This is a genomic window from Microbulbifer maximicatervae (SeqCode) (assembly GCF_052468295.1).
This window is the reverse complement of record NZ_CP174340.1, coordinates 2,397,086-2,423,396: the sequence shown is the minus strand read 5'-3', so window position 1 is coordinate 2,423,396 and position 26,311 is coordinate 2,397,086. Positions and strand designations below refer to the sequence as shown.

The window sequence follows — 26,311 nt, the reverse complement described above, 5'->3', positions numbered from 1 at the left end:
CGGGCAAGAACAACCATACAAGTACAAGCAGGTTGCTATGGGCCTTTGGCCCTTCGCGAGACGGCCTACGCTTCGCTCCAGCCGCCCCTGTTGTAATCGTTATTGTGGCGGTCGATTTTATTGATTTTTCGTAGTAACTGAAGCTTTAGTGCCACTAAATTGCAGCCGATATTGAGCCCTTTTTACTGGTTGCTATTCAAGCAGTTTCGTTCCTAGGGTATTTGCTCAAGTGTGGTAGAGGTGGGCAGTCTGCTGCAATTTCGTGGAGTGCCGGTAAGATAGGAATTGGTTGGGGAAAGTGCGGTATTCTTTCCTCGTAAATGTTGGGCAGCGGCCAGCCAAACTATGGCTGGCAAAGTGCTAGTAGTCGGTCCCGAGCGCGCCAACCATAACCAAGCTAGGCAAGCTCGCCCAACCCCTGCGGGGCTGGGCTGGACAGCCTACGCGTTGCTTCGGCTGCCCTTGCTAGCGGCGTTATGTGTAAGACTTACCCACGTTTAGTAGACACCCTGTATAGTTAGGTTTAGGCCTAACACGGAGGTGTATCATGGGTAAGAAAAGAACTCAGGCGTATACGGAGGAGTTCCGTAGAGAAGCAGTTAAGAGAGCGGAAAAGCCTGGAGTAACAACGGCTTCTGTGGCAAGAGAACTAGGCGTCAGCGCACAGCAGATCTACAACTGGCGTCGTCAATTTAATCGACTGTCTGATAAGCAGTTCAATAGTTTAGACGGTGTCGACTATTCCAAACAGGAAAGCGCTGAAGTTCGCAAGCTCAAGAAGGAGCTGCATGAAGCTCGTCAGGAGGTTGAGTTTCTAAAAAAGGCAGCTGCGTACTTTGCGAACCACCAAGAGTAAAGTACGCGCTGATACAAGAGCATGTAGGGTCATTCCCGGTTAGCTTGATGTGTCGGTGTTTAGAAGTCTCAAGATCGGGTTATTATCGATGGCGGGGGCGGTTGCCATCTGCTCGCACGATTAGAAAGATACGAACAATCGAGAAAATCCGAGAGACGTTTTCTGAGTTTAAAGGTCGTTATGGAGCGCCTAGAATCGCTTGCGAGCTTCAAGAATTAGGCGAGTCATGCTCGCGGAACTACGTCGCTAAGCTTATGCAACAAGAGCATATTAAAGCGAGAAACGGCAAAGGCTTTCGATATAGTCAGCCAGTAGAGAGGAATATCAATGTCGCCGCCAACCTACTTAAGCGTTGCTTCGATGTGGATCGACCAAATTGCCGCTGGACCAGTGACATTACGTATATCTGGGTTCTGGAGCGGTGGTTGTACCTCGCGGTAGTTATGGATCTGTACTCTCGACGTATTGTAGGTTGGGCATTTGACTCCCAGATGACCGATGAGTTGACACACCGAGCGTTGAAAATGGCCCTAGAGCGACGACAAATAAAACCTGGACTAATAGTTCACTCCGACAGGGGTGTGCAATATCGATCGCAGAAATACCAGGATCTCTTGTCTGAAAGTAAGTGCAAGCCGAGTATGAGTCGCCAGGCTAACTGTTGGGATAATGCGGCAATGGAATCATTCTTTAGCAGGCTAAAAGTCGAGATGGTCTATGCCAGAGCATTCGAAAGCGAAGAGCAAGCAAAATCTGCAGTGTTTGAATACATTGAGATTTTCTACAATAGGGTTCGTAGGCACTCTGCATTGGGCTATGTAAGTCCAGCAGAGTATGAGCGAAAATACGCATAGTTAGAGTGTCTACTTTTTGTGGGCAAGACCAGTGTGATCCATGAAAAAGATCTCTAAGTGGTTTGTAAGGTTTGGTTGGATATTTATTGCATATTCAGGGTTGGCTTTTATGAGCAATTTCTTGCCGGTAGATTTTTGGATAACAATAAGTAATTTCTTTACCGGCGAGGATAGTCACACTTACTATAAAGTTGTAGCTACAGAGGGTGGCCAAAACTATGTATTGGCTACATTAATTTTAGGGGCTGGCTTAGTTGTTTTAGGTAAGGTTATTGCCGCTAAATCAAACACATAACAAGCAGCAGCACGAACGCCCGGCAAAAAAGGCCGGGCTGGACGTCCTACACGCCGCTTCGCTCTGTTTCGGCCGCCCGTGTGCAGGGCGTTATAGCTAATCGAGCATGGAACGATACGAAGTCACAATAAATAGAATCGCTCAAGGTGAAATTCCTGTAGAGCAAGGAATCGAGTGGTTTCAAGGCCTCCCTGAAGAGGCGCAGCATGACGCTCTACGGGATATGAACTTATGCATTCATCAATCTCATCCACGAGAGTCTGAAATTGAAGAAGGTATCAAGTTGTCCGGCTTAAAGGAGTCCTATACGCCCTGCGTAATAATGCGGAAGAACAATTTCAATAATGCACGGGCAAAGGTGCTAGCTCTGCCCAGCCATGAATGGCTCAAGGCCTTTAAGCTTTGGCTCGCGATATTTACCATTGCTGATGGCCGTAGAAGAACTACGGATTGTAGGGCTGGGTGCAATCATTGGTGGCATAACCTTGAAAAGCTATAACAAAGCAAAGCAGCATCGCCCACTTCGTGGGCTGGACAGCTTTTCCGCGGCTTCGCCGCTCCAAATCTGCCGCTGTTTGCGGCGTTAGTGCGTCAAGCTAAGCTTGATGCTTCTTGCAGGGTGGAAGTCCCTGTCGGGTAAGGCCTAACCAGCCACCTGTATCGAGTGTTGCGCGTAGGGCGGAACAGAAGGGAAAGAAAATATAATTATCTTTTTTTTTCAACTGTGAACAAACTATGTGAAGCGTACACAGAGAATTCTATAGGCCATAGGGATTATCGTGATCCTGAAGTGCTGGTATCGCTCCGATAATAAAGTGAGCTCCGATTGACGAGATGTGTAACGCCATCGAAGTCCAGGCAATGCAACCGTAATGGTAAGGTTGTTGCGGATCGGCGGGGTTATTAAGCCGTGGCATGTAGAAAGAGAAGTATTGAGAACTTGAGAGATCCGAGCAGGTTCCTGAAGGAGCAGGTAGAGACGTTAAGCCTAATGGCGAAACCAACGAAGACCACTCGGAAGTCGGATCAGCTCATAGTAGTCCGAGAGCGGGAAAGCCGCTTACATGGCGAAGGGGCTGACAGTAATATCGGTGTGCAACAGAAACATAGTCCGGACAAAGTAGGGCTGGAGACACTATGACAACCGCCTTGCACGCCATCGCATTTAAAGCACAGAGCCACCCCAGACACAGGTTTCAGAATTTATACGGACTGCTAAATTCCAACCTGCTGTATCAAAGCTGGGGCCAGCTCAATAAGCAGGCCCGCCCCGGTATCGACGGAGTAACTACCGAAGTTTACCGGCAAAGACTGCCGCAAAATATTCAATGCCTACATCAACGGCTGTGTGACAAACGCTACCGCACCCAGGCGATTAAGCGGGTATTGATTCCCAAAGGCAACGGCAAGCAGCGCCCACTGGGGCTGCCTACGGTGGAAGACAAACTGGTGCAGCAGAGCGTAGCGCAGCTACTGCAAAGTATCTGGGAGCAGGATTTTCTGCCCTTCAGCTACGGTTACCGTCCCAGGAAAAGCGCCCACCAAGCCGTACACAGTCTTGGCTTAAATCTGCAATTCAAAGGCTACGGCTACATCGTTGAAGCCGATATTAAAGGCTTCTTTGATCAGCTGGATCACGACTGGTTACTGCGGATGCTAGCCCTTCGTATCGACGACAAAGCCCTGCTGACACTGATTAAGCAGTGGCTGAAAGTACGCGTGCAAACTCCAGATGGTAAGTTCAGTAAAGCGGCAGCAGGCACCCCGCAAGGAGGTGTGGTCAGTCCGGTACTGGCGAACATCTATCTGCACTACGTCCTGGATTTGTGGTTCGAGAAGAAAGTTAAGCCGCGTATGCGTGGCAGAGCCATGCTAATCCGGTACGCCGATGATTATGTAGTGGCTTTCCAATTGAAAACGGATGCAGAGCGCTTTTACCGGGTACTACCGCAACGGCTGAACAAGTTTGGCCTGCAGTTAGCCCCCGAGAAAACGCACCTGAAGCGCTTTAGCCGCTTCCATCCGGGCCGAAAACGGCAGTTCCAGTTTCTGGGTTTTGAGTTCTACTGGAGCTTGGACGTCAACAAACGCCCCAGGCTCAGGCGCCGGACTGCCGCACAGAAACAGAAGGGCGCAATGGAAGCGCTCTACCACTGGATCAAAGCCAAGCGCAGTGAGCGTCTGAGAGAATGGCTGCCCACACTGAAGCGCAAGCTACAGGGGTTCCAGAACTACTTCGGTCTACCAGACAACAGTCGAAGCTTGTCCCGTTTGTACAGCTATGTTTTACACAGCATACACAAATGGCTCAACCGGCGGAGTCAGCGCAAGAGTTACAACTGGAATGGTCTAAAGGAAATGCTGGGATATTTTGGGCTAAAGCCACCGCGAGTATACAAACGCAGTATACTTGTGGACTGGTATTAGGGTTCGTGCTTTACACGAGCGAATATATTACTGAAGAGCCGGATGCGGTAGTTCCGCACGTCCGGATCTGCGTGGGGGCAGTTAGGGTAACCGGCTGTCCTACCACTACTAACTCGTGAGAGATCGTAGAAAGAAATGAAAGGAATCTCGGTAGTCATAGTATCCTGTATTGTCATTTCAATGATTGGGTACTTCGGCTTAGCTGCCATTAACGAGCATATTGATCGTGAGTCAGGTGCTATTGTCGAGCAAACATTATCAGATAATACAATTAGTCAGCTTCAACATCTGTCTGAAGTTCAGTCACTAATAAATTCAGGAAATATTTCAGAAGCGAGCACCAAGCTATCTGAGCGGGCAGAGACTTTGAGGTATATTCTTAGCACCAACTGTAATTTGGCAAAGTGCAAAGACGCACTTAAAACCTATGAAACCGAGTAAAGTCATAACAAGTTTAGGCATGCTCGCCCGGCAAAAAGTCGCCGGGCTGGACGTCCACTATTCCGCTTCGCTCCATAGTGGCCGCCCATGCTAAAGGCGTTAGGGAGCTTATGAAACTATTGCTCGCGTTCATATCAGCAGCGGCATCTCCTGCCTTACTAATGGTCATATGGTATCTGTACGGGCAATTTCAGATATTTGAGGTGGATGATCCATATATCTGGGTTCGCACAGGAAATTTTGCTGTGATTTGCTTCTTTGTGCCTGGTGCATTTGTGTTGTTACTCGGGCTACCTGCCTATTTTCTTTTGCGTAAGTTTCGGTTGGTTCGCTGGTGGTCGACTTTGGTTGTTGGTTTTTCTTTGGCTGCAATCCCAATGGCAATTTTCACATGGCCTCTGAAGTATCCTGAGCTTAAAACAAGCGCTTCCGTAAACGGTGTGCAAACAATGGTAGATGGTGTGCCCACAGTAGCTGGCTGGCTTCAGTTTACGCAGGGAGTGCTTTTTCTTGGGGTGTGCGGCCTCGTGGGCGCATTAGCATTCTGGCTGACCGCCCCTAACAAGTTTAGGCAAGGGACGCAGTAAACTGCGCCCCAGCTAAAAGCGTGTGTGCCAGGCATGGCATTTAACTAGAGAGGTGAAAGTCCTCTTACCAGGTATTCGTGGAGCCGAAGGTTAGCGAAAGGGCAAGGTTAATATCGCGAGGTATTGGCTGGAGGAAGCCCAACGCAAATTCACGGGGTGATGAACAAGAACTGGATATGAGGTGTGACGTAGGCGGAGCCAGTGGGCACGTGACCATAAAGCTCTCCATCCACAATTGGCTTACGTTTTATAAATCCAGCATCTACGTGAAGAAAGTTAAATGTCTTACCCTGGGAGGTCTATGGGTTGTTAATGGAGTAACTGAAAACTGAGAGATTGGTTTTGACCGATCCATAGAAGTCAGCAGAAGGCATAGTAGGTAGATTTCGTGCTACTGAAGGCCTGAACAATTCTGGACAGTATTATTAATGCAGAGCTTGATGACTGCATCTGACAAGTAACTTAGTTGCCAGAAAAAAAACATTTTTTTTCTGGGTGAACATCAAACTGGAAACTTAATCATACATTGTCCAATTTCCCATCTCTTTTAATGCAGCGAATTCTAGATAGGAATAATCTGTTTCGAGCATTACAACAAGTTTCTCGTAACCAGGGTGCGCCAGGTCTCGATGGTATGACGGTAAAACAATTGCCGGAACATCTTAAGCAGACTTGGATTGCTACCCGACACAAGGTGTTAAGTAGTAGCTATCGTCCTCAACCGGTGAAACGCGTCTTTATACCAAAAGGCAATGGAGGCCTGCGTCCATTGGGTATACCCACTGTGCAAGATAGGTTGATCCAACAAGCTATCGCACAGATACTCAATGAGCAATGGGAGCCGAAGTTTCATGCTCTTAGTTTTGGTTTTAGACCAAATCGATCGGCACACCAGGCGATTAGACAGGTTCAAAACTTTGTCCGGCAAGGAAAGCGCTGGACGATCGATATGGACTTGAAATCCTTCTTTGATGAAGTGAATCATGACAAGCTCATGCTAACACTGAAGCAAAGTGGAATACCGGCTGATGTTCTGGGGTTGATAAACCGATACCTAAAAGCGCCAACGGTAGTCGATGGCAAGGTAATAGCTACAACAAAAGGCGTCCCGCAAGGTGGGCCGTTATCTCCGCTTCTAGCGAATATTGTGCTTAATGAACTGGACTGGGAGCTGCACAAGCGGCAACTCAGTTTTGTACGATATGCCGATGATTTTCAAATACTGGTGGGAAGTCGTCGGTCTGCAGAACGGATAAAAGCAAACCTTACGCACTTCATCAAATGTAAGCTGAAGCTCACAGTAAATACTGAGAAGAGTGCAGAGGATCATTTCTGGAAGCGGAGCTTTCTAGGATTTAGATTGCTGAAGAAAGATGCCCGGATAAAGGTATCAGAATCATCGATGAATAAATTGAAAGCCAAGATCAGAATGATCACCCGCCGAACACGAGGCCGCAAGTTTACTCAGATCATGGAAGAGTTAAATAAGTCCCTGCTTGGTTGGAAAGCGTACTTTGACATCAGTGAAGTACTGAGCCCTCTGAAAGATCTGGACAAGTGGATAAGGCGGAAGTTGCGATGTTATTTATGGAAACAATGGGGTCGAAGTGGTTACCGCCGATTAAGAAGGCTGGGAGTTGATCGCTTTTTAGCGTGGAACACGGCCAAATCAGCGCATGGTCCATGGAGGCTAAGCAAAAGCCCAGCCCTTTACAGAGCATTGCCAAATAGATACTTTAGGAACTTGGGGCTGCCGGAATTGGCAGATAGGAAGGGGAATAGAATTGAACCGCCATGGTACGTGACCCGTATGCCTGGTGGTGTGGGAGGAGAGGCATCGTGAGGTGCCTCCCTATCCCGATTAACTTTACGAGAAAGCTATGAGCTACGACTTAAATTTCTGGAATGAACCAGCAGGCTTTAAAGCAGAGCCTCTGGAGGTTTATCGCAGTCTCTCAGGTGGCGTACCTGTTAACGGCCTTAGTCAGATTGATATTGATAGCTTTTATAAAAGGATTATTCAAGAGTTTCCTGGCACTGAAGAAAGAAATGGATTTCTTGATTGGGAAGGTGAAAGCAACTCTTTTCAAGTATCTTCAAGTGCACAGCATGTAAGAATTGATTGTTATGGTGAGCCTGGAGAATGGATGAACGTATTCATAGATATTGGCAAAGAGTTTGGGTGCCTATTATATGATCCACAAACCAATGAGCGGTTTACGGGATAAAAAGTTAACAAGCGCGTCACTTAGGACGCTCGCAAGCTCGCGCCTATTACGTGGGCGCTAAGTTTTATACACAAGTTTTTTCAGTTTTATTATAAAAATCAATGAGTTACAGTTTGTACGTTATAGGGGCTACAAATTTGGCTGGATAATTATGCAGGACTGGGTCAGGGACGAAGTGAAAAATCAGGTTATGGGTGATACACGATTGAATAAGCGCTTGTCCAATATTCTCAGTAATTTAAGTTCCGACCCAAAGGGTAGCATTCCCTGTGCAAACAAGTCTTGGGCAGAAACCTTTGCAGCCTATCGATTTATCGAAAATGATAAAGTCAGCTTTGACTCCATTATGAGTGGCCATAAATCAGCCACTCTTGAAAGAATCAAGGTTCAGCCAGTTGTTCTTATCCCTCAGGATACCACTTTCCTAAATTTTGCTACCGATTTAGAAAGCAAAGAAATGGGAACACTCCGACGCAAAGAGACTAATCAGCAGCTCCTACATACGTCTATCGCTATAACACCATCCAGAGATAATCTGGGCATTATTGAGGGTAGCATGTGGCAGCGAGATAAAGAATCTAGTGCTAATTCTCGCTATACCAAGTCGATACAAGATAAAGAGAGTCGACGCTGGTTAGACCATTATGAATCAGCTTGTGAGATACAAGAGCGCTGCCCTGAAACCACGATTGTGAGCATCGCGGATAGAGAGGGGGATATTCATGAGTGGTTTCAATTAGCTGAAGATCAAAATGAACAGCGGCGTGCAAGCTATATTGTTCGAGCCAAGGCTAATCGTAGTTTAGAGATCGAAGGAGAAGATACGACTTTACTTTGGGACTATATGACCAAGCAGAAGTCCATCGGGAAATACTCAGTAGGTATCCCCAAAAGGAATGGACAGCCAGAAAGGGAAGCTAAGGTCAGTGTATCCATTGCAGAAGTAAGATTGCAGGGAAAAGGAAAATCAAAGCGACCTCTTTCTCTCTACGCAGTCTTTGCTAAGGAATTAAGCCCACCAGAAGGGGAAAAAGGTATTGAATGGATGCTGCTGACCGATCTTGCAGTTGAGGACTTTAAGCAAGCGAGGATCATTATTGAGTGGTATCGAAGTCGATGGGAAATTGAAACCTATTTCCGAGTGGTGAAAGGCGGATGCCAGATAGAAAGTAATCGCTTTAGAACCGAGCAGCGAATGCTGAACTGTATTGCAATCTATATGATTATTGGGTGGCGTCTACACTCCATGACAACACGGGCACGAACGCTTCCTGATACGTCGTGTACGAAAGTCTACTCTGAAAAAGAGTGGCGTATGATATGGATAATGCAAGCTAAAACCTCCCCACCAAATGAAGCTCCAAGTATGAGAGCTATAACGCGTATGCTGGCAGGACTTGGAGGCTTTCTGGGGCGGAGCGGCGATGGTGAGCCTGGAGTTAAAACCGTTTGGCAGGGGTACACTAAACTTCTCCATTATATGGAGGCAGCAGAGGCTTTAAATGGACTTAAATGATGTGTATAAAACACAGCGTGGGCGTTATGTGGTTACTGGAGTTTGAGAAATGATAATTAACAATTATGTACTGATTAAAAGAGATAATGCCAATATTGGCTGTTTCAAAAAGAGTATTGAAATGCCATGCGTGCCTCCAATCGGAACCAGGGTCTTGTTTAACAAAGCTATAGGCAGTTTATCCTTCATAGTGGAAACGATCACTTATTCAGAGGACTCTGCGGAGTTTAGTTTGCATTTTGAGTTAGACGTTAGTGAAGAAGAAGTTCGCACAGAGCTGCCTTTAAATGACAGTCATTTCCCTAAGCGCCTTATAAAACTGGGTTTTGAGCTTGAGTGGCTTGAAGAGGGCTACGAAGATCTAATAACCACATAACAAATTGTTCAAGCAGACAGCTAACGTTTGGCAATTTTGGTTTGGTTGGGTTTAGTGATTACGGTGGCTTTGTTTGAGTGTAGTGGTAGTTAGCTGCTGCTTGACAATGCGTTAAATGACAACACATAAAGTAACATGAAGTTAGTTATCCCTGTAGTTTTGATATTTTTGGGCGTTGCTATGTGCCTTTGGGGTGGCATGGAATTACTACAAGTTGAAGAATTTACTGGTAACAAATATACATCTGAAGGCAGAGATTCACACTCTGGGTTAATTGCAGTGTTAATCGGCCTTGCCACATTGGGCTATGGCTTGTTCGAGCTTCACTTAAAACGTGGCACTAAAAAGTAGATGAGAGCTAAATTGATAGTTCAGCCATTTAACAAGTCGGTGTTGTCGCCGCGAAAGACGCGGCTGGGACAGTCTACGCTTCGCTTCGGCTGCCCCAAACCTCAGCGTGTGTGCCAGGCATGGCATTTAACTAGAGAGGTGAAAGTCCTCTTACCAGGTATTCGTGGAGCCGAAGGTTAGCGAAAGGGCAAGGTTAATATCGCGAGGTATTGGCTGGAGGAAGCCCAACGCAAATTCACGGGGTGATGAACAAGAACTGGATATGAGGTGTGACGTAGGCGGAGCCAGTGGGCACGTGACCATAAAGCTCTCCATCCACAATTGGCTTACGTTTTATAAATCCAGCATCTACGTGAAGAAAGTTAAATGTCTTACCCTGGGAGGTCTATGGGTTGTTAATGGAGTAACTGAAAACTGAGAGATTGGTTTTGACCGATCCATAGAAGTCAGCAGAAGGCATAGTAGGTAGATTTCGTGCTACTGAAGGCCTGAACAATTCTGGACAGTATTATTAATGCAGAGCTTGATGACTGCATCTGACAAGTAACTTAGTTGCCAGAAAAAAAACATTTTTTTTCTGGGTGAACATCAAACTGGAAACTTAATCATACATTGTCCAATTTCCCATCTCTTTTAATGCAGCGAATTCTAGATAGGAATAATCTGTTTCGAGCATTACAACAAGTTTCTCGTAACCAGGGTGCGCCAGGTCTCGATGGTATGACGGTAAAACAATTGCCGGAACATCTTAAGCAGACTTGGATTGCTACCCGACACAAGGTGTTAAGTAGTAGCTATCGTCCTCAACCGGTGAAACGCGTCTTTATACCAAAAGGCAATGGAGGCCTGCGTCCATTGGGTATACCCACTGTGCAAGATAGGTTGATCCAACAAGCTATCGCACAGATACTCAATGAGCAATGGGAGCCGAAGTTTCATGCTCTTAGTTTTGGTTTTAGACCAAATCGATCGGCACACCAGGCGATTAGACAGGTTCAAAACTTTGTCCGGCAAGGAAAGCGCTGGACGATCGATATGGACTTGAAATCCTTCTTTGATGAAGTGAATCATGACAAGCTCATGCTAACACTGAAGCAAAGTGGAATACCGGCTGATGTTCTGGGGTTGATAAACCGATACCTAAAAGCGCCAACGGTAGTCGATGGCAAGGTAATAGCTACAACAAAAGGCGTCCCGCAAGGTGGGCCGTTATCTCCGCTTCTAGCGAATATTGTGCTTAATGAACTGGACTGGGAGCTGCACAAGCGGCAACTCAGTTTTGTACGATATGCCGATGATTTTCAAATACTGGTGGGAAGTCGTCGGTCTGCAGAACGGATAAAAGCAAACCTTACGCACTTCATCAAATGTAAGCTGAAGCTCACAGTAAATACTGAGAAGAGTGCAGAGGATCATTTCTGGAAGCGGAGCTTTCTAGGATTTAGATTGCTGAAGAAAGATGCCCGGATAAAGGTATCAGAATCATCGATGAATAAATTGAAAGCCAAGATCAGAATGATCACCCGCCGAACACGAGGCCGCAAGTTTACTCAGATCATGGAAGAGTTAAATAAGTCCCTGCTTGGTTGGAAAGCGTACTTTGACATCAGTGAAGTACTGAGCCCTCTGAAAGATCTGGACAAGTGGATAAGGCGGAAGTTGCGATGTTATTTATGGAAACAATGGGGTCGAAGTGGTTACCGCCGATTAAGAAGGCTGGGAGTTGATCGCTTTTTAGCGTGGAACACGGCCAAATCAGCGCATGGTCCATGGAGGCTAAGCAAAAGCCCAGCCCTTTACAGAGCATTGCCAAATAGATACTTTAGGAACTTGGGGCTGCCGGAATTGGCAGATAGGAAGGGGAATAGAATTGAACCGCCATGGTACGTGACCCGTATGCCTGGTGGTGTGGGAGGAGAGGCATCGTGAGGTGCCTCCCTATCCCGATTAAATCTCTCGAGAGAAATTGCATGAATCATAGTTTAATAAAAAATATTCAAGGGAGAATCGATGTTCTCAAAAATGAATTGATAGATGACCTTGATGAAAATATCAAAAGAATGAAGGCAAAGCATTCTGCCAAGGGGATTTTGAGATCTGGGGCTACGATCAAAAAGGTTATGGAGGAAATAAATAGCCTTGTCGATTCGTATTATTCAGATATTTTGGAGCACCTAAAATCTCTTCCCTTAAAGGCCTCACCAACATTGGAAGAAAGTCTAAACCAAGAAATAGATAAGGGTATATCGTCAATTCTCCCAGTAGCCAATGATAGATTGATCGCGATAACCGCCTTCGTTCAGAAACCTGACCTATATGAAAGAATGCTTCCAGAAGTGGAGGCTGAAAGCTCAAAAATCAAACTTCGCTTCGAAAATGATCTAAACGCTTACTTGATTGATTTGTTGAATACTCAAGAGCAAAGCACTAAGCCATGGGAAGATGAGGTATTAAAGCTATGGAGGTTTGTCACTAAAGGCAAAAGGAAAGTGCTTACTTTTCCGCTCGTAGCCATATTCATACTAACCCCTGCATTCGCTGGTCTTTCCGACTCATATTCAAAAATATTTACCAAGCTCTCGAATATTGTGCAGCAAGAAAAATCTGTACCAAGCAAAAGTGAGTCGGATGTCTTTAATGAGTGGATCATAGCTATTGGGCATGCTAAGTCAGAAAAGTCAGCGATAGAGTTAAAGAGTGATTTTAAAAAGGCATATTTGGCTTCTGGGCACGTAAACTACAAGAATGAGCCTATATGGGTTAACGATATATTTCACGTTAGGCACCCTAAAGAGAAAGACATATGGCTCGTTGTAATAGATCCCTTTTCTGGGGAGTCTTCTGAAAACCAGGTTAAAAAGGGGTTAGATGAGATGGCTCAATTGGCATTTAGCTCAAGGCAACTTACTAATACTCTTGGACATTTTTTATATGGTAGTAGTGTCATCTATTATAAGAAATCTGACTTTATTGATACATATGGAAAGATTGTCGGTCAGTGAAGATTTAACAAGGCGCTGCTGTCGGGCAAATTTTTCGCTGCGCTCCAAATTTGTCGCAGAGCGCGGCGTTAGCTGCAAGACTTACCCACGTTTAGTAGACACCCTGTATAGTTAGGTTTAGGCCTAACACGGAGGTGTATCATGGGTAAGAAAAGAACTCAGGCGTATACGGAGGAGTTCCGCAGAGAAGCAGTTAAGAGAGCGGAAAAGCCTGGAGCAACAACGGCTTCTGTGGCGCGAGAGCTAGGCGTCAGCGCACAGCAGATCTACAACTGGCGTCGTCAATTTAATCGACTGTCTGATAAGCAGTTCAATAGTTTAGACGGTGTTGACTATTCCAAACAGGAAAGCGCAGAAGTTCGCAAGCTCAAGAAGGAGCTGCATGAAGCTCGTCAGGAGGTTGAGTTTCTAAAAAAGGCAGCTGCGTACTTTGCGAACCACCAAGAGTAAAGTACGCATTGATACAAGAGCATGTAGGGTCATTCCCGGTTAGCTTGATGTGTCGGTGTTTAGAAGTCTCAAGATCGGGTTATTATCGATGGCGGGGGCGGTTGCCATCTGCTCGCACGATTAGAAAGATACGAACAATCGAGAAAATCCGAGAGACGTTTTCTGAGTTTAAAGGTCGTTATGGAGCGCCTAGAATCGCTTGCGAGCTTCAAGAATTAGGCGAGTCATGCTCGCGGAACTACGTCGCTAAGCTTATGCAACAGGAGCATATTAAAGCGAGAAACGGCAAAGGCTTTCGATATAGTCAGCTCGTAGAGAGGAATATCAATGTCGCCGCCAACCTACTTAAGCGTTGCTTCGATGTGGATCGACCAAATTGCCGCTGGACCAGTGACATTACGTATATCTGGGTTCTGGAGAGGTGGCTATACCTCGCGGTAGTTATGGATCTGTACTCTCGACGTATTGTAGGTTGGGCATTTGACTCCCAGATGACCGATGAGTTGACACATCGAGCGTTGAAAATGGCCCTAGAGCGACGACAAATAAAGCCTGGACTAATAGTTCACTCTGACAGGGGTGTGCAATATCGATCGCAGAAATACCAGGATCTCTTGTCTGAAAGTAAGTGCAAGCCGAGTATGAGTCGCCAGGCTAACTGTTGGGATAATGCGGCAATGGAATCATTCTTTAGCAGGCTAAAAGTCGAGATGGTCTATGCCAGAGCATTCGAAAGCGAAGAGCAAGCAAAATCTGCGGTGTTTGAATACATTGAGATTTTCTACAATAGGGTTCGTAGGCACTCTGCATTGGGCTATGTAAGTCCAGCAGAGTATGAGCGAAAATACGCATAGTTAGAGTGTCTACTTTTTGTGGGCAAGACCAACATAAAATGAAATATTTGTACCTAGCTGTAACTGTATTGCTACTTTCTGGCTGCTCTAGCGTCATAGATCGGTCTGTTGATGCTGACTACAAGCATTTGCTAGGTGAGAAAACTCTGACGGCCGATGCACTACTTTGTAAAAATGAGCCAAGAAAAATCAAGGGGGAGTCATCCTTCAGGAATGAAATTGTGTGACAGAAAATAGGTCCCGAATGTGTCAATGGACAAACACTGTACAGGCTACCTAAAGGCTCCAAGGTAGTTGTACGCTCAATTGAAGAGCGCAAATATAGGAACTTGTTCCACTTTGAGCATTGGTATCTTTTAGGCGAAGTAAATATCGGCGGAAAAGCTTTTAGTTTTTATCACTACTATGGCTTTGGGGACTTCCCGCAACAACCGGAGTGGCAGTAATGCAGAACAAGCAGCGGCAATTCGCAGCCTTCGGTTGTCGGACTACGCACTGCGTGCTTCGCCGTTGCGCTGGGCGCTAAGAGTAATCGATGCTTAAGCAACGAGAGTACACAAAAGAAGAGAAGGAAAAGTTCTTTAAGCGTTACTGGCTTGGAGTGTGGTTCTATTTCATAACATTCACTTTGGGCTCTACCATATATTTAAATGTTAGGCAGGAAGGTAATCCGTACTTGCCTCACACCAAACTAGCAGCATTGTGCTTTGTTATTTTAACTATGTATTACCTTACATTTTACGCAAGCAGAGTGGTTAAATGTCTTCACTGCAAGCATCAGTACTTTGGTGGTAATGTATTCAATACTCTAAGGCCACATAAGTGTCTGCACTGTGGTAAGTAAAGCTCTTAACAAGGGGGTAAATATCGTTCGCTATCACTCACTGGGATGCCGCATAAATCACGGCGTCCGTTAATCCAGCGATGAGTGCGAATATAGAATTCAGTATGGATAAGAAAGCGAAGAAAATATTATTTTCCACCTATTGGAAGAATGGTTGGATTGACTCAAAGGATAGAGTTTTATCTGATGAGGACTTTGAGTACGCGAAATCAAAAGGCTTGATGTTTGATCCGCTTTCTATTTCTCACGATGAGTGCATAGATGCCATTACTAACTTGGTTGGTGAAATATCTCGAGAGAAAATTGCTAAAGGTTTTGTAAGTAGCCTGAGTTCGCACCGTTTGGACTGGAGGTCTTCTTTATCCTCATATTCAATCGCCAAAAACATACCAAAGCATAAATATATGCCAGTAATCTCCGGCACTTCGTATACTGATGGTAAACCCACTTCACGCTCCTTTGCTTGTGGAGTCTGTAAGGACAGTCAATACGGGGTAGTGGGTCGAAAGAACTATGAAGGCGCGGATTTAAATGTATTAAATTTTGAGCGGATCAAATGGGGTGGTGTCCGTCAAGGTGATATTCTGTATACATACTTTGACTTAAGCCAATTTAAAATTACGGAAATCCCTGAACCTACTTCTGATGATATCCAATGCTTTAAGGAAATATTAGAAACCATCGAAAGTTCAGATTCCACAGATTATCCGAGCTCTCTTGAGAAAAGGTTGGCTCCGGTCTTGAAATCTAGTAAATCTGAACGCCAGGTATTAATAGAAATTCTAGCCAGTATTGGTGTGTTAAAGCCTGGTAGTTACGATCGCCCCATAAAAGGTAGAAATGATTGGGTATTTGTTGAGTATTGGCGAGGTGAGGATAAATATTGCCATGAGGCTGTAAGTGAATATTTTGACAAGTACTTGTAGGAAAATGCGAAGACAATCACCTAACAAGCGTATGTTGTCGGACTGGTTTTCTGCTGTGCTTCAAACCAGCCGTAAATGAAGGCATTATCAGTCTAAAGAAAATGAGCATTATTCACGTAATAGTAATTTCTTTATTGGCTTCGTCTTGCTCAGTCTCTGAAAACTCTGAAGCCGAATTCGGCTGGATTTTAGTCGCTGATCCAAAAGAAGATGCAATCCTTTCTGCCAGCAATGGGGATTTACGACTAATTGGTCTTTCAGGCATGATTCTCAGCGAAGTGTCATTAATGGATAAAAGCTGTGAGTACGGAAGTAATGTCAGATATTTGAAAATAGATGATGTAATAGATAGCTATGCTGAGAGAAAGTATCAGGCTATAGCACCAGTATATGCGGAGATGTATAACCATCACCTTATTAAATATCTAAGACAAGAAGGTATTGAGGTGTGCAACTCATAACAAGTTGCTCAAATACAATACGGTCGCAAAAAAGCGCGGCCTTCGTGGGGCTGCCTACACTGCGTTTCGGCTGTCCCTTAGCAAAGCGTTAAAGGTATGTCAATGATTAGAGCAGTTCTCATAATAGCCTCCCTTAGCATAATATCGGGTTGTGTTGGTTTGGCTGTTGGCACTTATGGGAAAAAAGAATGGGCTAGAACAGAGTTCAGTCTAGGGAATGAGAGAAATCAATTCTCATTCGAAAAGAGAGGTTCGCCTTACTCTGAGATTGAAATTATCGAACGTTGGGGAAATCCTGATTCTGTAAATAAATTTGAGTATTGCAAAGTACTTATTTATAAAGACGGAACGTCGTGGGCTGGTGCTGGAGCATTTGTTGGCGTAGTACCAGTTCCGCTCGCCGTACCAACTGGAACGTATAAGAATCGCTTCTATCTTCGTAACAATGCAGCTATTGGCTTAATTCAAGAGTACGGAGAAATAGATCGTGCTGTTGGATATACGTGTGGTAGCAATGAGTGCGTGGCTAGCTCTGGTGAAAAGGTTAATGAGCCTGAGGTTGATCCCAAGGTGGCGGTAACACAATGGTGTGGTAAGTCCCTTTAACAAACGCAGGCAGTTTGCTACGGTCCCTGGCGGGGCCTTAGCAGGACGCCCAATGCTGCGGGCGTTACGTTAATAAATGGAGTAACAATGAATAAATTTGTATTGGTTTATTTACCTTTTGTTTTAGCCGGTTGTGCTACAACCTATCAAGGACCTCAATCTGGTGAGATCGCAAAGATTAATTTTAAACTAGAAGAGGGTCTTAAAGATGGTCCTACTGTTTCAATGTTTGAGGGGCTAGAGTGTAATCCAAGCGAGTACGGAGAATATATCGGTGATCTTTGGGATGGAAACTGGACCGAACCATCAACACTTGAATTCACTGTGAATGTGCCTGCAAACAAACTCCTGTCTTTTGAGTTCTTTGATCGTACTGTATTTACTGGTGAAATGGTTATGGAGGGGCAGTTCTGTCGACATACATTTGCCTTTATCCCTGAGCCTGGTGCTCACTACACATTTACTTATGGGAATTGTGAATACAAGGGTGTGGTTACAGAAACCAAAGAAGAAATCACAACACAAAAGCCTTCTGGGAAATGTCACAGTGGTAGGTATTTCGGTGCCTACTAAATCACGTAACAATACAAGGTGTGGGATACTTTGTTCCCGTACTCATGGCGTTAGCTAGAGGTGTATCATGGAATTATCCCCTGAAGATATTAAGAAGCATCGTGCGCTAGTAAAAATGCAGCGAGGATATGAAATATCTATATTCATAGCATTGGCAATACTGTGTACTTATTTTTTAGGTATATTGGACTCAAATATGGCATTAGTTCTGATAGGTATTGAGCTTCTTAGTTTATCCATTGCCTATGCGGTTAATCCGGTAAGTAAACCGTATGGAAACCTACTAAGCACCGTAATCAATGGAGACATAAACAACATCATCAACCAACATAAGTCAAAATCGTAAATGGATATAACAAGTGACTATGGTTGTTCGTCAAGTTATTAAGCCATACTTTCATCCCAGTAGGTGTTGTTTTTCACCATTGTATTCAGGATCGTAATCTGCTTTCTCATGCAGGCAACCAGAGCAACCTTTTTAGGTTTGCCAGCGTCGACTAATCGCTTATACATGGGCTTTAGTTTGGGATGATGTTGTATGGCCGACATGATGGAAACAAAAAGAACCGTGCGTACGCGATGCCTTCCACCTCGAATATATCGTTTGCCCTGGAAGTTGCCGCTATCACGGTTCATCGGGGCGATACCGACAAGTGCAGCGATTTCTTTACGGTTCAATTGTCCTAGCTCAGGAAGTTCACTCATTAACGTATAGGCCAATACATTTCCGACCCCTTTGGCACTCAACAATAGGTCACGCCTTTGCCGCCACTCAGACACACTGTTAACCAGTTTATCCAGTTGCTTGTCGATACCTTGTAGCTCTTTCTTGATGGTGTTTAGAATGGTCTGTATAGGTTTGTGTACTGATTTCGGCATTCTCTGAAGCCGATTCTTTTGCATTGTACTCATCTCTAAACACTGACTTCTTACCGCCAGTAAGTCACTGATCTCCCTAAGCTTTTCTGGTTTTAGCACCGACAGCCCTGGCTTCATGGCCTCACCAAAATGTGCAATATCCATTGCATCTAGCTTGTCAGTTTTGGCGAGGCGCCCTGCGGATTTAGCGAAGCTCCTTATCTGCGAAGGATTGCAAACAACAATAGGTAATCCGGCTTTGTCGGCGGCGCAAACAAACTCTAACTCGAGCCTTCCCGTAGACTCTATTAATACTCTTTGAGGTTTAAGAGGTTGTAGTTGTTTAATGGCATCTTTAATGCCATTTTTATCATTGGCAACACTAAAGAACTGGCCAGTAGGTCTCACATAAATATCGAGTTGTTTACTGCTGGTATCGATACCGACATTGATCTCTTGAGGTTCCATAAGATAAGCTATCTCCGCCTTGCTATTCGGGCTCGAGGCCCACATGACTATCCGAGTTATGCCTAGTGAGTGCTTATCACGTTCATACTTGTTATCGGTCTTTTACGAACCAGCCAAGCAGCGAACTGTGATAAACAAGGCCTTCGGTGGCCGCCGAAGGTGGGTCTCAATTTACCCGTTAACGAAAAGGATTTTCAACATCAGAATCGGGCAAGAACAACCATACAAGGCCAAGCACAACGCCCACTGCGTGGGCTGGAATCAGCACTACGTACTTCGCCTTTATTGGCGGCGTTAGTGCGTCAAGCTAAGCTTGATGCTTCTTGCAGGGTGGAAGTCCCTGTCGGGTAAGGCCTAACCAGCCACCTGTATCGAGTGTTGCGCGTAGGGCGGAACAGAAGGGAAAGAAAATATAATTATCTTTTTTTTTTCAACTGTGAACAAACTATGTGAAGCGTACACAGAGAATTCTATAGGCCATAGGGATTATCGTGATCCTGAAGTGCTGGTATCGCTCCGATAATAAAGTGAGCTCCGATTGACGAGATGTGTAACGCCATCGAAGTCCAGGCAATGCAACCGTAATGGTAAGGTTGTTGCGGATCGGCGGGGTTATTAAGCCGTGGCATGTAGAAAGAGAAGTATTGAGAACTTGAGAGATCCGAGCAGGTTCCTGAAGGAGCAGGTAGAGACGTTAAGCCTAATGGCGAAACCAACGAAGACCACTCGGAAGTCGGATCAGCTCATAGTAGTCCGAGAGCGGGAAAGCCGCTTACATGGCGAAGGGGCTGACAGTAATATCGGTGTGCAACAGAAACATAGTCCGGACAAAGTAGGGCTGGAGACACTATGACAACCGCCTTGCACGCCATCGCATTTAAAGCACAGAGCCACCCCAGACACAGGTTTCAGAATTTATACGGACTGCTAAATTCCAACCTGCTGTATCAAAGCTGGGGCCAGCTCAATAAGCAGGCCCGCCCCGGTATCGACGGAGTAACTACCGAAGTTTACCGGCAAAGACTGCCGCAAAATATTCAATGCCTACATCAACGGCTGTGTGACAAACGCTACCGCACCCAGGCGATTAAGCGGGTATTGATTCCCAAAGGCAACGGCAAGCAGCGCCCACTGGGGCTGCCTACGGTGGAAGACAAACTGGTGCAGCAGAGCGTAGCGCAGCTACTGCAAAGTATCTGGGAGCAGGATTTTCTGCCCTTCAGCTACGGTTACCGTCCCAGGAAAAGCGCCCACCAAGCCGTACACAGTCTTGGCTTAAATCTGCAATTCAAAGGCTACGGCTACATCGTTGAAGCCGATATTAAAGGCTTCTTTGATCAGCTGGATCACGACTGGTTACTGCGGATGCTAGCCCTTCGTATCGACGACAAAGCCCTGCTGACACTGATTAAGCAGTGGCTGAAAGTACGCGTGCAAACTCCAGATGGTAAGTTCAGTAAAGCGGCAGCAGGCACCCCGCAAGGAGGTGTGGTCAGTCCGGTACTGGCGAACATCTATCTGCACTACGTCCTGGATTTGTGGTTCGAGAAGAAAGTTAAGCCGCGTATGCGTGGCAGAGCCATGCTAATCCGGTACGCCGATGATTATGTAGTGGCTTTCCAATTGAAAACGGATGCAGAGCGCTTTTACCGGGTACTACCGCAACGGCTGAACAAGTTTGGCCTGCAGTTAGCCCCCGAGAAAACGCACCTGAAGCGCTTTAGCCGCTTCCATCCGGGCCGAAAACGGCAGTTCCAGTTTCTGGGTTTTGAGTTCTACTGGAGCTTGGACGTCAACAAACGCCCCAGGCTCAGGCGCCGGACTGCCGCACAGAAACAGAAGGGCGCAATGGAAGCGCTCTACCACTGGATCAAAGCCAAGCGCAGTGAGCGTCTGAGAGAATGGCTGCCCACACTGAAGCGCAAGCTACAGGGGTTCCAGAACTACTTCGGTCTACCAGACAACAGTCGAAGCTTGTCCCGTTTGTACAGCTATGTTTTACACAGCATACACAAATGGCTCAACCGGCGGAGTCAGCGCAAGAGTTACAACTGGAATGGTCTAAAGGAAATGCTGGGATATTTTGGGCTAAAGCCACCGCGAGTATACAAACGCAGTATACTTGTGGACTGGTATTAGGGTTCGTGCTTTACACGAGCGAATATATTACTGAAGAGCCGGATGCGGTAGTTCCGCACGTCCGGATCTGCGTGGGGGCAGTTAGGGTAACCGGCTGTCCTACCACTACTAAGGTGAACATCAAGTGTCGACATCTACATCAAGGAATATATGAAATATCAATGTTGTGTGTGTAGCTCTAGATTTGAAGGCAGCCAAATCAAGGATGACTTCAAAAATGGAGTAAAAGAGGGCTTTTTATGCCCAGAGTGTGGTGCCAATATCAAAGATAATTTGAGTGGCCAGACGGCATTTGACCAAAAAGCCAAAGGCACATATTCATTTTACGCGTTCTTCTTAATAATTTTCTTCCTAGACAGTAAAATCGAACAATATATAAGCACTCCATTAGGTGCAAACAATTGGTTGGTTCTTGTTATTCTTTTTGGGGTGGCACTCTCTGTTTATGGGTTCATAAACCGTGGACTACTCAAAGAATCTAACGTATTAACCACACAGAGGGTGGGGTCATAACAAGTGACTATGGTTGCTCATCAAGTTATTAAGCCATACTTTCATCCCAGTAGGTGTTATTTTTCACTATCGTATTCTGGATCGAAATCTGCTTTCTCATGCAAGCAATTAGAGCAACCTTTTAGATTTTCCAGCGTTGACTAATCACTTTTGCATCGGCTTTATTTTGGGATGTGCTGTATGGCCGACATGTTGGAAACAAACAGATCCGTGCTTACACGATGCCTTCCGCCCCGAATATATCTCTTTCTCTGGAAGCGGCCACTGTCACGGTTCATTGGGGCGATACCGACAAGTGCAGCGATTTCTTTACGGTTCAATTTTCCTAGCTCGGGAAGTTCACTCTTCAATGTATAAGCCAATACATTTCCGCCCCCTTTAGCACTCAACAATAGGTCGCGCCTTTGCCGCCACTGAGACACACTGTTAATCAGTTTATCCAGTGGCTTGTCGATACCTTGTAGCTCTTTCTTGATGGTGTTTAGAATGGTCTGTATAGGTTTGTGTACTGATTTCGGCATTCTCTGAAGCCGTTTCTTTTGCATTGTACTCATCTCTAAATACTGACTTCTTACCGTCAATAAGTCACTGATCTCCCTGGGTTTTTCTGGCTTTAGCGTCGATAGTCTTGGCTTCATGGCCTCACCAATATGTGCAATATCCATTGCATCTAGCTTGTCAGTTTTGGCGAGGCGCCCTGCGAATTTAGCAAAGCTTCTTATCTGTGAAGGGTTGCAAACAACAACAGATTACCCTGCTTTGTCGTCGGAGCAAACAAACTCTAATTCGAGTCTTCCTGTAGACTCTATTAATACTCTTTGGGGTTTAAGAGGTTGTAGTTGTTTAATGGCCTCCTTGATACCATTTTTATCATTGGCAACACTAATGAATTGCCCAGTAGACCTCACATAATTATCGAGTTGTTTAAGGATCTTAGGGCTAACTTATCTTGGTACCTTGATAGGTGCTATAACTGGAAGAGAAGGCACAGTTCAGTTGGATTCAAAAGCCCAGATGAACATGACAAAATGGCCGCATAAGTTAAATATAAGGTAGCGTCTAATTTATGGGGGAGGCTTCCTACGGACTACATGCTCTTGTCGTTACGCTGGGGGTTATCGAGCAACATAAAGCTTCCTTACTTGTGCTTTGACAACTTAGCAACTTGTTTTCACTGATTTCACATTCATTTCACCTTTACTTCTTTAAAGTTCTGCTCAACCAGTTATTTCAGGAAGCTATCCATGTCGAGTAGCATTAACTTAAAGCAAATTGATCATCATTTTACCGCCGGGAAACAGCGGATTAGCCTGTTTAGGAATTTGAATATTGAGCTGTTCAGCGGCCATTCTTACGCAGTTGTTGGACCCTCTGGAGCAGGCAAATCAAGCTTATTGCTGTTAATGGCAGGTCTTGAACGCCCGGTTTCTGGCAAGGTGCAATTCCAGAATAATGGAGAGCAGCAACTATTAAAGAACCTGCGTCAAAGTTCAGGTTTTATTTTTCAGCAGTTTCACCTGTTGCCCGAACTTGATGCATTAAACAACGTCGCCCTGCCTTTAAAACTAAAAGGTGACAAACATGCATTATCCATAGCTGAATTATGGCTCGACAAGGTCGGGTTATCTGATCGAATGTATCATAAGCCACAGCAACTCAGTGGCGGTGAGCAACAACGGGTGGCCATTGCCCGTGCTTTTGTCATGAAGCCAGAATTTATTTTTGCCGATGAACCTACGGGCAACCTAGATGAGAAAACAGCGCAACATATCGCGCAATTGATGTTTGATTGTTGTCGGCAAAGCGGGGTGGGGCTGGTGCTGGTCACGCACTCGATGGAATTAGCAGAGCAGGCCGATACTTTACTGCAATTGAGCCAAGGCAAATTAGCGGTCAAGCCGCGCAACAAAGCTGCGGCTATGGCGGGCCCATTATGTTGATTTTATTTGTGTGGCAATTGTTCCGCCAGCAATATCACCAAGCGGATGTACGCTTAATTCGCTGGACTCAAGCAACTTTGATGTTTTTCATTTTAACGCTCAGCTTAACCAGCAGTTCCATTCAAACTTATTTAGCCAATAATTTACAGCAAATGCTCGGTAGCGATTTGGTGATTTCTCAGAATCAAGCGCTAACCGATGCACAACTAAGCAAGTTGCACCAGTATGCGCAGCAGTTGAGCGTTAGCCAGCTGGTGACTGTAACTTTGACTAATGATCACTATTGGCAAACGGTTCAATTAAAAGCAGTGGATGATCTTTATCCAGTACAAGGCACAGTGCAAGTGGCATTTGATAAGAATGGACAGGGGCAATCCCTGAGCCATGGGCCTAAATCTGGTGAAATCTGGGTCGATAGCCGATTGTTTTCTTCGCTGCAGCTCACCTTCGGTCAATCCTTAGACATCGGACATGGACAATTGAAGCTCACAGGTTTGGTACGACATGAACCCGACCGTCTGCTCGAAGGCCATTCCGTGGCGATGCGTGCATTGGTGCACCTGGATGATCTTTCAATGATACAAGCTGACAATACCCGCTTTCGCTATTTGCTTACGGGGGATGAAAGCGAGCTGAATAAGCTCAAGCAGTGGGCCACTACTGAGCTAGTGACCGCACAGCTTTACGACAAACACAGTGGCCATCCGCTGTCTTTGTTTTGGCAACGTGTTGAAAATTTTGTGGGTTTAGCATCGGTACTGTTGTTTTTGATGGCAGCCATTGCTATCGATCAAGCTGGTCGACGTCAGTTGATGTCCCAACAGCGCTTTGCGGCGGTATGTCTGGCCATGGGAAGTAATAAACTCCAGGTGTTCACTTTATCATTTGGTCATTGGCTACTAACAGTCATAGCAGGTCTACTTCCGGCAACCATCTTGGCATGGGGGGCGGGATACCTAATTTTGGAGCAAATGCAGATACAGTTTACGGACCTAACAGTCACCTGGAAATGGGCGGATTTATTCAGCAGTTATGCGCTGTTGTTGGCTCTATTGGCGATTTTCCAAATTCCCAATTGGCTAGTGATGGTCAAAGTAACCCCGGCGCAATTGATTCGCCAAATGGCGAGTCTGAATCACTTATTGCCTCGCTATGGATTTGCGTTAACCGGTGTGGCTGTGGTGGTCTTCGTTTACTCCGACAACGGTCTGCTCACGGCCATGACTCTATCCGCTATGGCGGCCACCTTGATATTGATGATGGTATTGACTTGGTTGGTATTGAGGTTGGGCTATACGGTGACGAGCCGTGCAACGGGCATGATGGCTTTTGGTTTTTATATGATGAAGCAGCGCTTGCTCAGCAAATCCATTCAAATTCTGGGTGTTGGAATGTGTGCCACTTTGTTGCTATTCACCTTAAGTTTGATGAAAGACATTGGCCAAACCATGGAAAGCTATACCCGCGAGCACGATGGTAATCTGATGATCACCCAAGCCAATGAACAACAGGTGCAAGACATTCGCCAATGGAGTGCGCAAACTGGCAGTGAGATTCGCCAATTAAAGCCATTTTGGTACGGACAGTTAAGCCATGTCAATGGCCAGACCTTGGTGGAATTTGCCACCGGCCCCAGCGAAAGTTTGGCTAGTTTACAAAAGCCTATCCGCTTGCATTTCAGTATTAAGCAAGCAAACAACAACCAAACCGTGATTGGCCAACGCTGGAAAGAAGGGGATGCTGACTGGCAACAAGTATCGGTGGAGCAAGAAGTTATGACCGATATGGGGTTGAAGCTCGGCGACCAATTGCGGTTTGAAGTTGCGGGGCAATCTTTGAACTTTGAAATTAAAGCCAGTCATAAATATGTACCAGGCAAAGGTTCCATCACCTTTTGGTTTAATGTGCCACAAAGCACCATGAACCAGCTTCAAATGCCGCCTCTTTATATGGGGAGTCTAGAGCTTGCGGGCACTGCTTGGGGACAATTGGCAGAGCTTTGGCAGCGTCATCCATCATTGCGGTTAATCTCGGTGCGCGAATTGACGCAACGCTTTGATGATACTTTATCGATGGTCATTATGCTGGTATCTGGATTTAGTTTGATGATTATTTTGCTGGCAGTGCTGGTGATCAGTGCATCGGTTAAAGGCTATGAAGCTGATGAGCGTAAAAAGAACGCTTTACTGATCAGCTTTGGTCAATCACGCCTTACGTGCTGTAGGCTAAGCCTGTTTGAGTGGTTGTTGACTTCTTTAATTGCTAGCGTGGGGGCCATTTTAGGTACTTACCTTACGGCCCAGCTGATCTATCAGTCTCAATTTGGCATCAATTACAAGCCGGATTGGTTATGGATAATCGCTACTTTACTCGTCAGTGCATTGGTGGTGTGCAGCGCTGGTATGATAGCCAATCGCAGCAGTTTAAAGTTTTCCGTTGGGACCTTGTTAAGGAATATAGGGTGAATAAAATTTTAATTTTGTTGTTGGAAGTTCCAAAGAATTGGGCAAATAACGTCATCGAATAGTTTGAGCCCAAAGACCTGTTGGAAAATTTCGCTAACCGTCTGAGAAGGAGGCATGATCCTCAGTCATCCGGGTGGGCAGTATGCTCTAATAAATAATAGTGGCGGAGATATAGAGTGGCTTATTATCCAGGTCAGCAGCAAGTAGCAATTCATAACAAGTGATTACGATTGCTCGTCAAGCCTTTAAGCCATACCCTAATCCCAGTCGGTGTTATTTTT

At 45.5% G+C, this 26,311-nt stretch carries 26 protein-coding genes; 24 read left to right on the top strand and 2 right to left on the bottom strand.

Annotated features, from left to right (window positions below; genetic code table 11):
- Window positions 1–547: 547 nt before the first annotated feature.
- The 20 genes from ACJJIQ_RS11010 to ACJJIQ_RS10915 all read left to right on the top strand — a co-directional run bounded on the left by ACJJIQ_RS11010 (window position 548) and on the right by ACJJIQ_RS10915 (window position 17,993).
- Window positions 548–856, top strand: coding sequence for a transposase (locus tag ACJJIQ_RS11010; protein ID WP_444926030.1), 309 nt, complete (start codon window positions 548–550; stop codon window positions 854–856).
- Between the two features lie 8 nt (window positions 857–864).
- Complete coding sequence (locus ACJJIQ_RS11005; RefSeq protein WP_445364809.1) at window positions 865–1,710, top strand: IS3 family transposase; 846 nt, start codon at window positions 865–867, stop codon at window positions 1,708–1,710.
- Between the two features lie 40 nt (window positions 1,711–1,750).
- A complete protein-coding gene (locus ACJJIQ_RS11000; protein WP_444907568.1) occupies window positions 1,751–2,005 on the top strand; it encodes a hypothetical protein in 255 nt (84 codons plus the stop codon).
- Window positions 2,006–2,111: 106 nt separating this feature from the next.
- Window positions 2,112–2,504 carry a DUF5958 family protein gene (locus ACJJIQ_RS10995; RefSeq protein ID WP_445364613.1) on the top strand — a complete coding sequence of 131 codons (393 nt, stop codon included), beginning with the start codon at window positions 2,112–2,114 and terminating at the stop codon, window positions 2,502–2,504.
- A 638-nt stretch (window positions 2,505–3,142) separates the two neighbouring features.
- Window positions 3,143–4,432: a group II intron reverse transcriptase/maturase gene (gene ltrA, locus ACJJIQ_RS10990; protein ID WP_444925282.1), complete on the top strand. Its 1,290-nt coding sequence runs from the start codon at window positions 3,143–3,145 to the stop codon at window positions 4,430–4,432.
- A 551-nt stretch (window positions 4,433–4,983) separates the two neighbouring features.
- Window positions 4,984–5,460, top strand: a complete 477-nt coding sequence (locus ACJJIQ_RS10985; RefSeq protein ID WP_445364612.1) for a hypothetical protein — start codon at window positions 4,984–4,986, stop codon at window positions 5,458–5,460.
- Window positions 5,461–6,010: 550 nt separating this feature from the next.
- Entirely contained in the window at window positions 6,011–7,303 is a 1,293-nt protein-coding gene (gene ltrA / locus ACJJIQ_RS10980; protein ID WP_445362219.1) for a group II intron reverse transcriptase/maturase, read from the top strand.
- 37 nt (window positions 7,304–7,340) lie between these two features.
- The gene (locus ACJJIQ_RS10975) at window positions 7,341–7,688 is read left to right on the top strand and encodes a hypothetical protein (protein ID WP_444942268.1); all 348 of its coding nucleotides are present in this window, start codon (window positions 7,341–7,343) and stop codon (window positions 7,686–7,688) included.
- A 151-nt stretch (window positions 7,689–7,839) separates the two neighbouring features.
- Window positions 7,840–9,204 (top strand): IS4 family transposase, encoded by a 1,365-nt coding sequence (locus ACJJIQ_RS10970; RefSeq protein WP_445363802.1) that lies wholly within the window; start codon window positions 7,840–7,842, stop codon window positions 9,202–9,204.
- Window positions 9,205–9,253: 49 nt separating this feature from the next.
- Complete coding sequence (locus ACJJIQ_RS10965) at window positions 9,254–9,580, top strand: hypothetical protein (protein ID WP_444942269.1); 327 nt, start codon at window positions 9,254–9,256, stop codon at window positions 9,578–9,580.
- Window positions 9,581–9,715: 135 nt separating this feature from the next.
- Window positions 9,716–9,931: a hypothetical protein gene (locus ACJJIQ_RS10960; RefSeq protein ID WP_444942270.1), complete on the top strand. Its 216-nt coding sequence runs from the start codon at window positions 9,716–9,718 to the stop codon at window positions 9,929–9,931.
- A gap of 636 nt (window positions 9,932–10,567) precedes the next feature.
- Window positions 10,568–11,860, top strand: a complete 1,293-nt coding sequence (gene ltrA, locus ACJJIQ_RS10955) for a group II intron reverse transcriptase/maturase (RefSeq protein ID WP_445362219.1) — start codon at window positions 10,568–10,570, stop codon at window positions 11,858–11,860.
- Between the two features lie 41 nt (window positions 11,861–11,901).
- Window positions 11,902–12,933 (top strand): hypothetical protein, encoded by a 1,032-nt coding sequence (locus ACJJIQ_RS10950; RefSeq protein WP_445364611.1) that lies wholly within the window; start codon window positions 11,902–11,904, stop codon window positions 12,931–12,933.
- Between the two features lie 141 nt (window positions 12,934–13,074).
- Window positions 13,075–13,383: a transposase gene (locus tag ACJJIQ_RS10945; RefSeq protein ID WP_444895975.1), complete on the top strand. Its 309-nt coding sequence runs from the start codon at window positions 13,075–13,077 to the stop codon at window positions 13,381–13,383.
- An 8-nt stretch (window positions 13,384–13,391) separates the two neighbouring features.
- On the top strand, window positions 13,392–14,237 hold the full coding sequence (locus ACJJIQ_RS10940; protein ID WP_445364610.1) for an IS3 family transposase: 846 nt from the start codon (window positions 13,392–13,394) through the stop codon (window positions 14,235–14,237).
- Between the two features lie 948 nt (window positions 14,238–15,185).
- Window positions 15,186–16,007 (top strand): hypothetical protein, encoded by an 822-nt coding sequence (locus ACJJIQ_RS10935; RefSeq protein ID WP_445364609.1) that lies wholly within the window; start codon window positions 15,186–15,188, stop codon window positions 16,005–16,007.
- A gap of 101 nt (window positions 16,008–16,108) precedes the next feature.
- The gene (locus ACJJIQ_RS10930; protein ID WP_445364608.1) at window positions 16,109–16,468 is read left to right on the top strand and encodes a hypothetical protein; all 360 of its coding nucleotides are present in this window, start codon (window positions 16,109–16,111) and stop codon (window positions 16,466–16,468) included.
- Between the two features lie 102 nt (window positions 16,469–16,570).
- Entirely contained in the window at window positions 16,571–17,074 is a 504-nt protein-coding gene (locus ACJJIQ_RS10925) for a hypothetical protein (RefSeq protein WP_445364607.1), read from the top strand.
- A gap of 87 nt (window positions 17,075–17,161) precedes the next feature.
- Window positions 17,162–17,647 (top strand): hypothetical protein, encoded by a 486-nt coding sequence (locus ACJJIQ_RS10920; protein ID WP_445364606.1) that lies wholly within the window; start codon window positions 17,162–17,164, stop codon window positions 17,645–17,647.
- Window positions 17,648–17,714: 67 nt separating this feature from the next.
- Window positions 17,715–17,993 (top strand): hypothetical protein, encoded by a 279-nt coding sequence (locus tag ACJJIQ_RS10915; protein WP_445364605.1) that lies wholly within the window; start codon window positions 17,715–17,717, stop codon window positions 17,991–17,993.
- A 38-nt stretch (window positions 17,994–18,031) separates the two neighbouring features.
- On the opposite strand, the gene ACJJIQ_RS10910 is transcribed toward ACJJIQ_RS10915, so the two are convergent.
- Window positions 18,032–18,973 carry an IS110 family RNA-guided transposase gene (locus ACJJIQ_RS10910; RefSeq protein WP_413662913.1) on the bottom strand — a complete coding sequence of 314 codons (942 nt, stop codon included), beginning with the start codon at window positions 18,971–18,973 and terminating at the stop codon, window positions 18,032–18,034.
- A gap of 849 nt (window positions 18,974–19,822) precedes the next feature.
- Between ACJJIQ_RS10910 and ltrA (ACJJIQ_RS10905) the strand changes: the two genes are divergently transcribed.
- Window positions 19,823–21,112, top strand: a complete 1,290-nt coding sequence (gene ltrA / locus ACJJIQ_RS10905) for a group II intron reverse transcriptase/maturase (RefSeq protein WP_444925282.1) — start codon at window positions 19,823–19,825, stop codon at window positions 21,110–21,112.
- Between the two features lie 150 nt (window positions 21,113–21,262).
- The gene (locus ACJJIQ_RS10900; RefSeq protein WP_445364604.1) at window positions 21,263–21,625 is read left to right on the top strand and encodes a hypothetical protein; all 363 of its coding nucleotides are present in this window, start codon (window positions 21,263–21,265) and stop codon (window positions 21,623–21,625) included.
- A gap of 161 nt (window positions 21,626–21,786) precedes the next feature.
- Here the strand turns inward: ACJJIQ_RS10900 and ACJJIQ_RS10895 are convergent, their stop codons facing one another.
- On the bottom strand, window positions 21,787–22,347 hold the full coding sequence (locus ACJJIQ_RS10895; RefSeq protein WP_445364808.1) for a transposase: 561 nt from the start codon (window positions 22,345–22,347) through the stop codon (window positions 21,787–21,789).
- A 522-nt stretch (window positions 22,348–22,869) separates the two neighbouring features.
- On the opposite strand from ACJJIQ_RS10895, the gene ACJJIQ_RS10890 reads away from it, so the two are divergent.
- Together ACJJIQ_RS10890 and ACJJIQ_RS10885 are read left to right on the top strand one after the other, a co-directional pair.
- A complete protein-coding gene (locus ACJJIQ_RS10890) occupies window positions 22,870–23,565 on the top strand; it encodes an ABC transporter ATP-binding protein (protein ID WP_445364603.1) in 696 nt (231 codons plus the stop codon).
- Window positions 23,559–26,030, top strand: a complete 2,472-nt coding sequence (locus tag ACJJIQ_RS10885; RefSeq protein WP_445364602.1) for an ABC transporter permease — start codon at window positions 23,559–23,561, stop codon at window positions 26,028–26,030. The genes ACJJIQ_RS10890 and ACJJIQ_RS10885 overlap by 7 nt, the downstream gene beginning before the upstream one ends.
- Window positions 26,031–26,311 lie beyond the last annotated feature (281 nt).

What these genes read in the sequence shown, in the direction of transcription:
- ACJJIQ_RS10975 (WP_444942268.1), top strand. Translation starts at nt 7,341, where the DNA reads ATGAGCTACGACTTAAATTTCTGGAATGAACCAGCAGGCTTTAAAGCA.
- ACJJIQ_RS10960 (WP_444942270.1), top strand. Translation starts at nt 9,716, where the DNA reads ATGAAGTTAGTTATCCCTGTAGTTTTGATATTTTTGGGCGTTGCTATG.
- ACJJIQ_RS10900 (WP_445364604.1), top strand. Translation starts at nt 21,263, where the DNA reads ATGAAATATCAATGTTGTGTGTGTAGCTCTAGATTTGAAGGCAGCCAA.
- ltrA (WP_444925282.1), top strand. Translation starts at nt 3,143, where the DNA reads ATGACAACCGCCTTGCACGCCATCGCATTTAAAGCACAGAGCCACCCC.
- ACJJIQ_RS10910 (WP_413662913.1), bottom strand. Translation starts at nt 18,973, where the DNA reads ATGGAACCTCAAGAGATCAATGTCGGTATCGATACCAGCAGTAAACAA.
- ACJJIQ_RS11000 (WP_444907568.1), top strand. Translation starts at nt 1,751, where the DNA reads ATGAAAAAGATCTCTAAGTGGTTTGTAAGGTTTGGTTGGATATTTATT.
- ACJJIQ_RS10965 (WP_444942269.1), top strand. Translation starts at nt 9,254, where the DNA reads ATGATAATTAACAATTATGTACTGATTAAAAGAGATAATGCCAATATT.
- ACJJIQ_RS10930 (WP_445364608.1), top strand. Translation starts at nt 16,109, where the DNA reads ATGAGCATTATTCACGTAATAGTAATTTCTTTATTGGCTTCGTCTTGC.
- ACJJIQ_RS10935 (WP_445364609.1), top strand. Translation starts at nt 15,186, where the DNA reads ATGGATAAGAAAGCGAAGAAAATATTATTTTCCACCTATTGGAAGAAT.
- ACJJIQ_RS10970 (WP_445363802.1), top strand. Translation starts at nt 7,840, where the DNA reads ATGCAGGACTGGGTCAGGGACGAAGTGAAAAATCAGGTTATGGGTGAT.
- ACJJIQ_RS10885 (WP_445364602.1), top strand. Translation starts at nt 23,559, where the DNA reads ATGTTGATTTTATTTGTGTGGCAATTGTTCCGCCAGCAATATCACCAA.
- ACJJIQ_RS10995 (WP_445364613.1), top strand. Translation starts at nt 2,112, where the DNA reads ATGGAACGATACGAAGTCACAATAAATAGAATCGCTCAAGGTGAAATT.
- ltrA (WP_444925282.1), top strand. Translation starts at nt 19,823, where the DNA reads ATGACAACCGCCTTGCACGCCATCGCATTTAAAGCACAGAGCCACCCC.
- ACJJIQ_RS11010 (WP_444926030.1), top strand. Translation starts at nt 548, where the DNA reads ATGGGTAAGAAAAGAACTCAGGCGTATACGGAGGAGTTCCGTAGAGAA.
- ltrA (WP_445362219.1), top strand. Translation starts at nt 10,568, where the DNA reads ATGCAGCGAATTCTAGATAGGAATAATCTGTTTCGAGCATTACAACAA.
- ACJJIQ_RS10925 (WP_445364607.1), top strand. Translation starts at nt 16,571, where the DNA reads ATGATTAGAGCAGTTCTCATAATAGCCTCCCTTAGCATAATATCGGGT.
- ACJJIQ_RS10945 (WP_444895975.1), top strand. Translation starts at nt 13,075, where the DNA reads ATGGGTAAGAAAAGAACTCAGGCGTATACGGAGGAGTTCCGCAGAGAA.
- ACJJIQ_RS10890 (WP_445364603.1), top strand. Translation starts at nt 22,870, where the DNA reads ATGTCGAGTAGCATTAACTTAAAGCAAATTGATCATCATTTTACCGCC.
- ACJJIQ_RS10920 (WP_445364606.1), top strand. Translation starts at nt 17,162, where the DNA reads ATGAATAAATTTGTATTGGTTTATTTACCTTTTGTTTTAGCCGGTTGT.
- ACJJIQ_RS10915 (WP_445364605.1), top strand. Translation starts at nt 17,715, where the DNA reads ATGGAATTATCCCCTGAAGATATTAAGAAGCATCGTGCGCTAGTAAAA.
- ACJJIQ_RS10950 (WP_445364611.1), top strand. Translation starts at nt 11,902, where the DNA reads ATGAATCATAGTTTAATAAAAAATATTCAAGGGAGAATCGATGTTCTC.
- ltrA (WP_445362219.1), top strand. Translation starts at nt 6,011, where the DNA reads ATGCAGCGAATTCTAGATAGGAATAATCTGTTTCGAGCATTACAACAA.
- ACJJIQ_RS10985 (WP_445364612.1), top strand. Translation starts at nt 4,984, where the DNA reads ATGAAACTATTGCTCGCGTTCATATCAGCAGCGGCATCTCCTGCCTTA.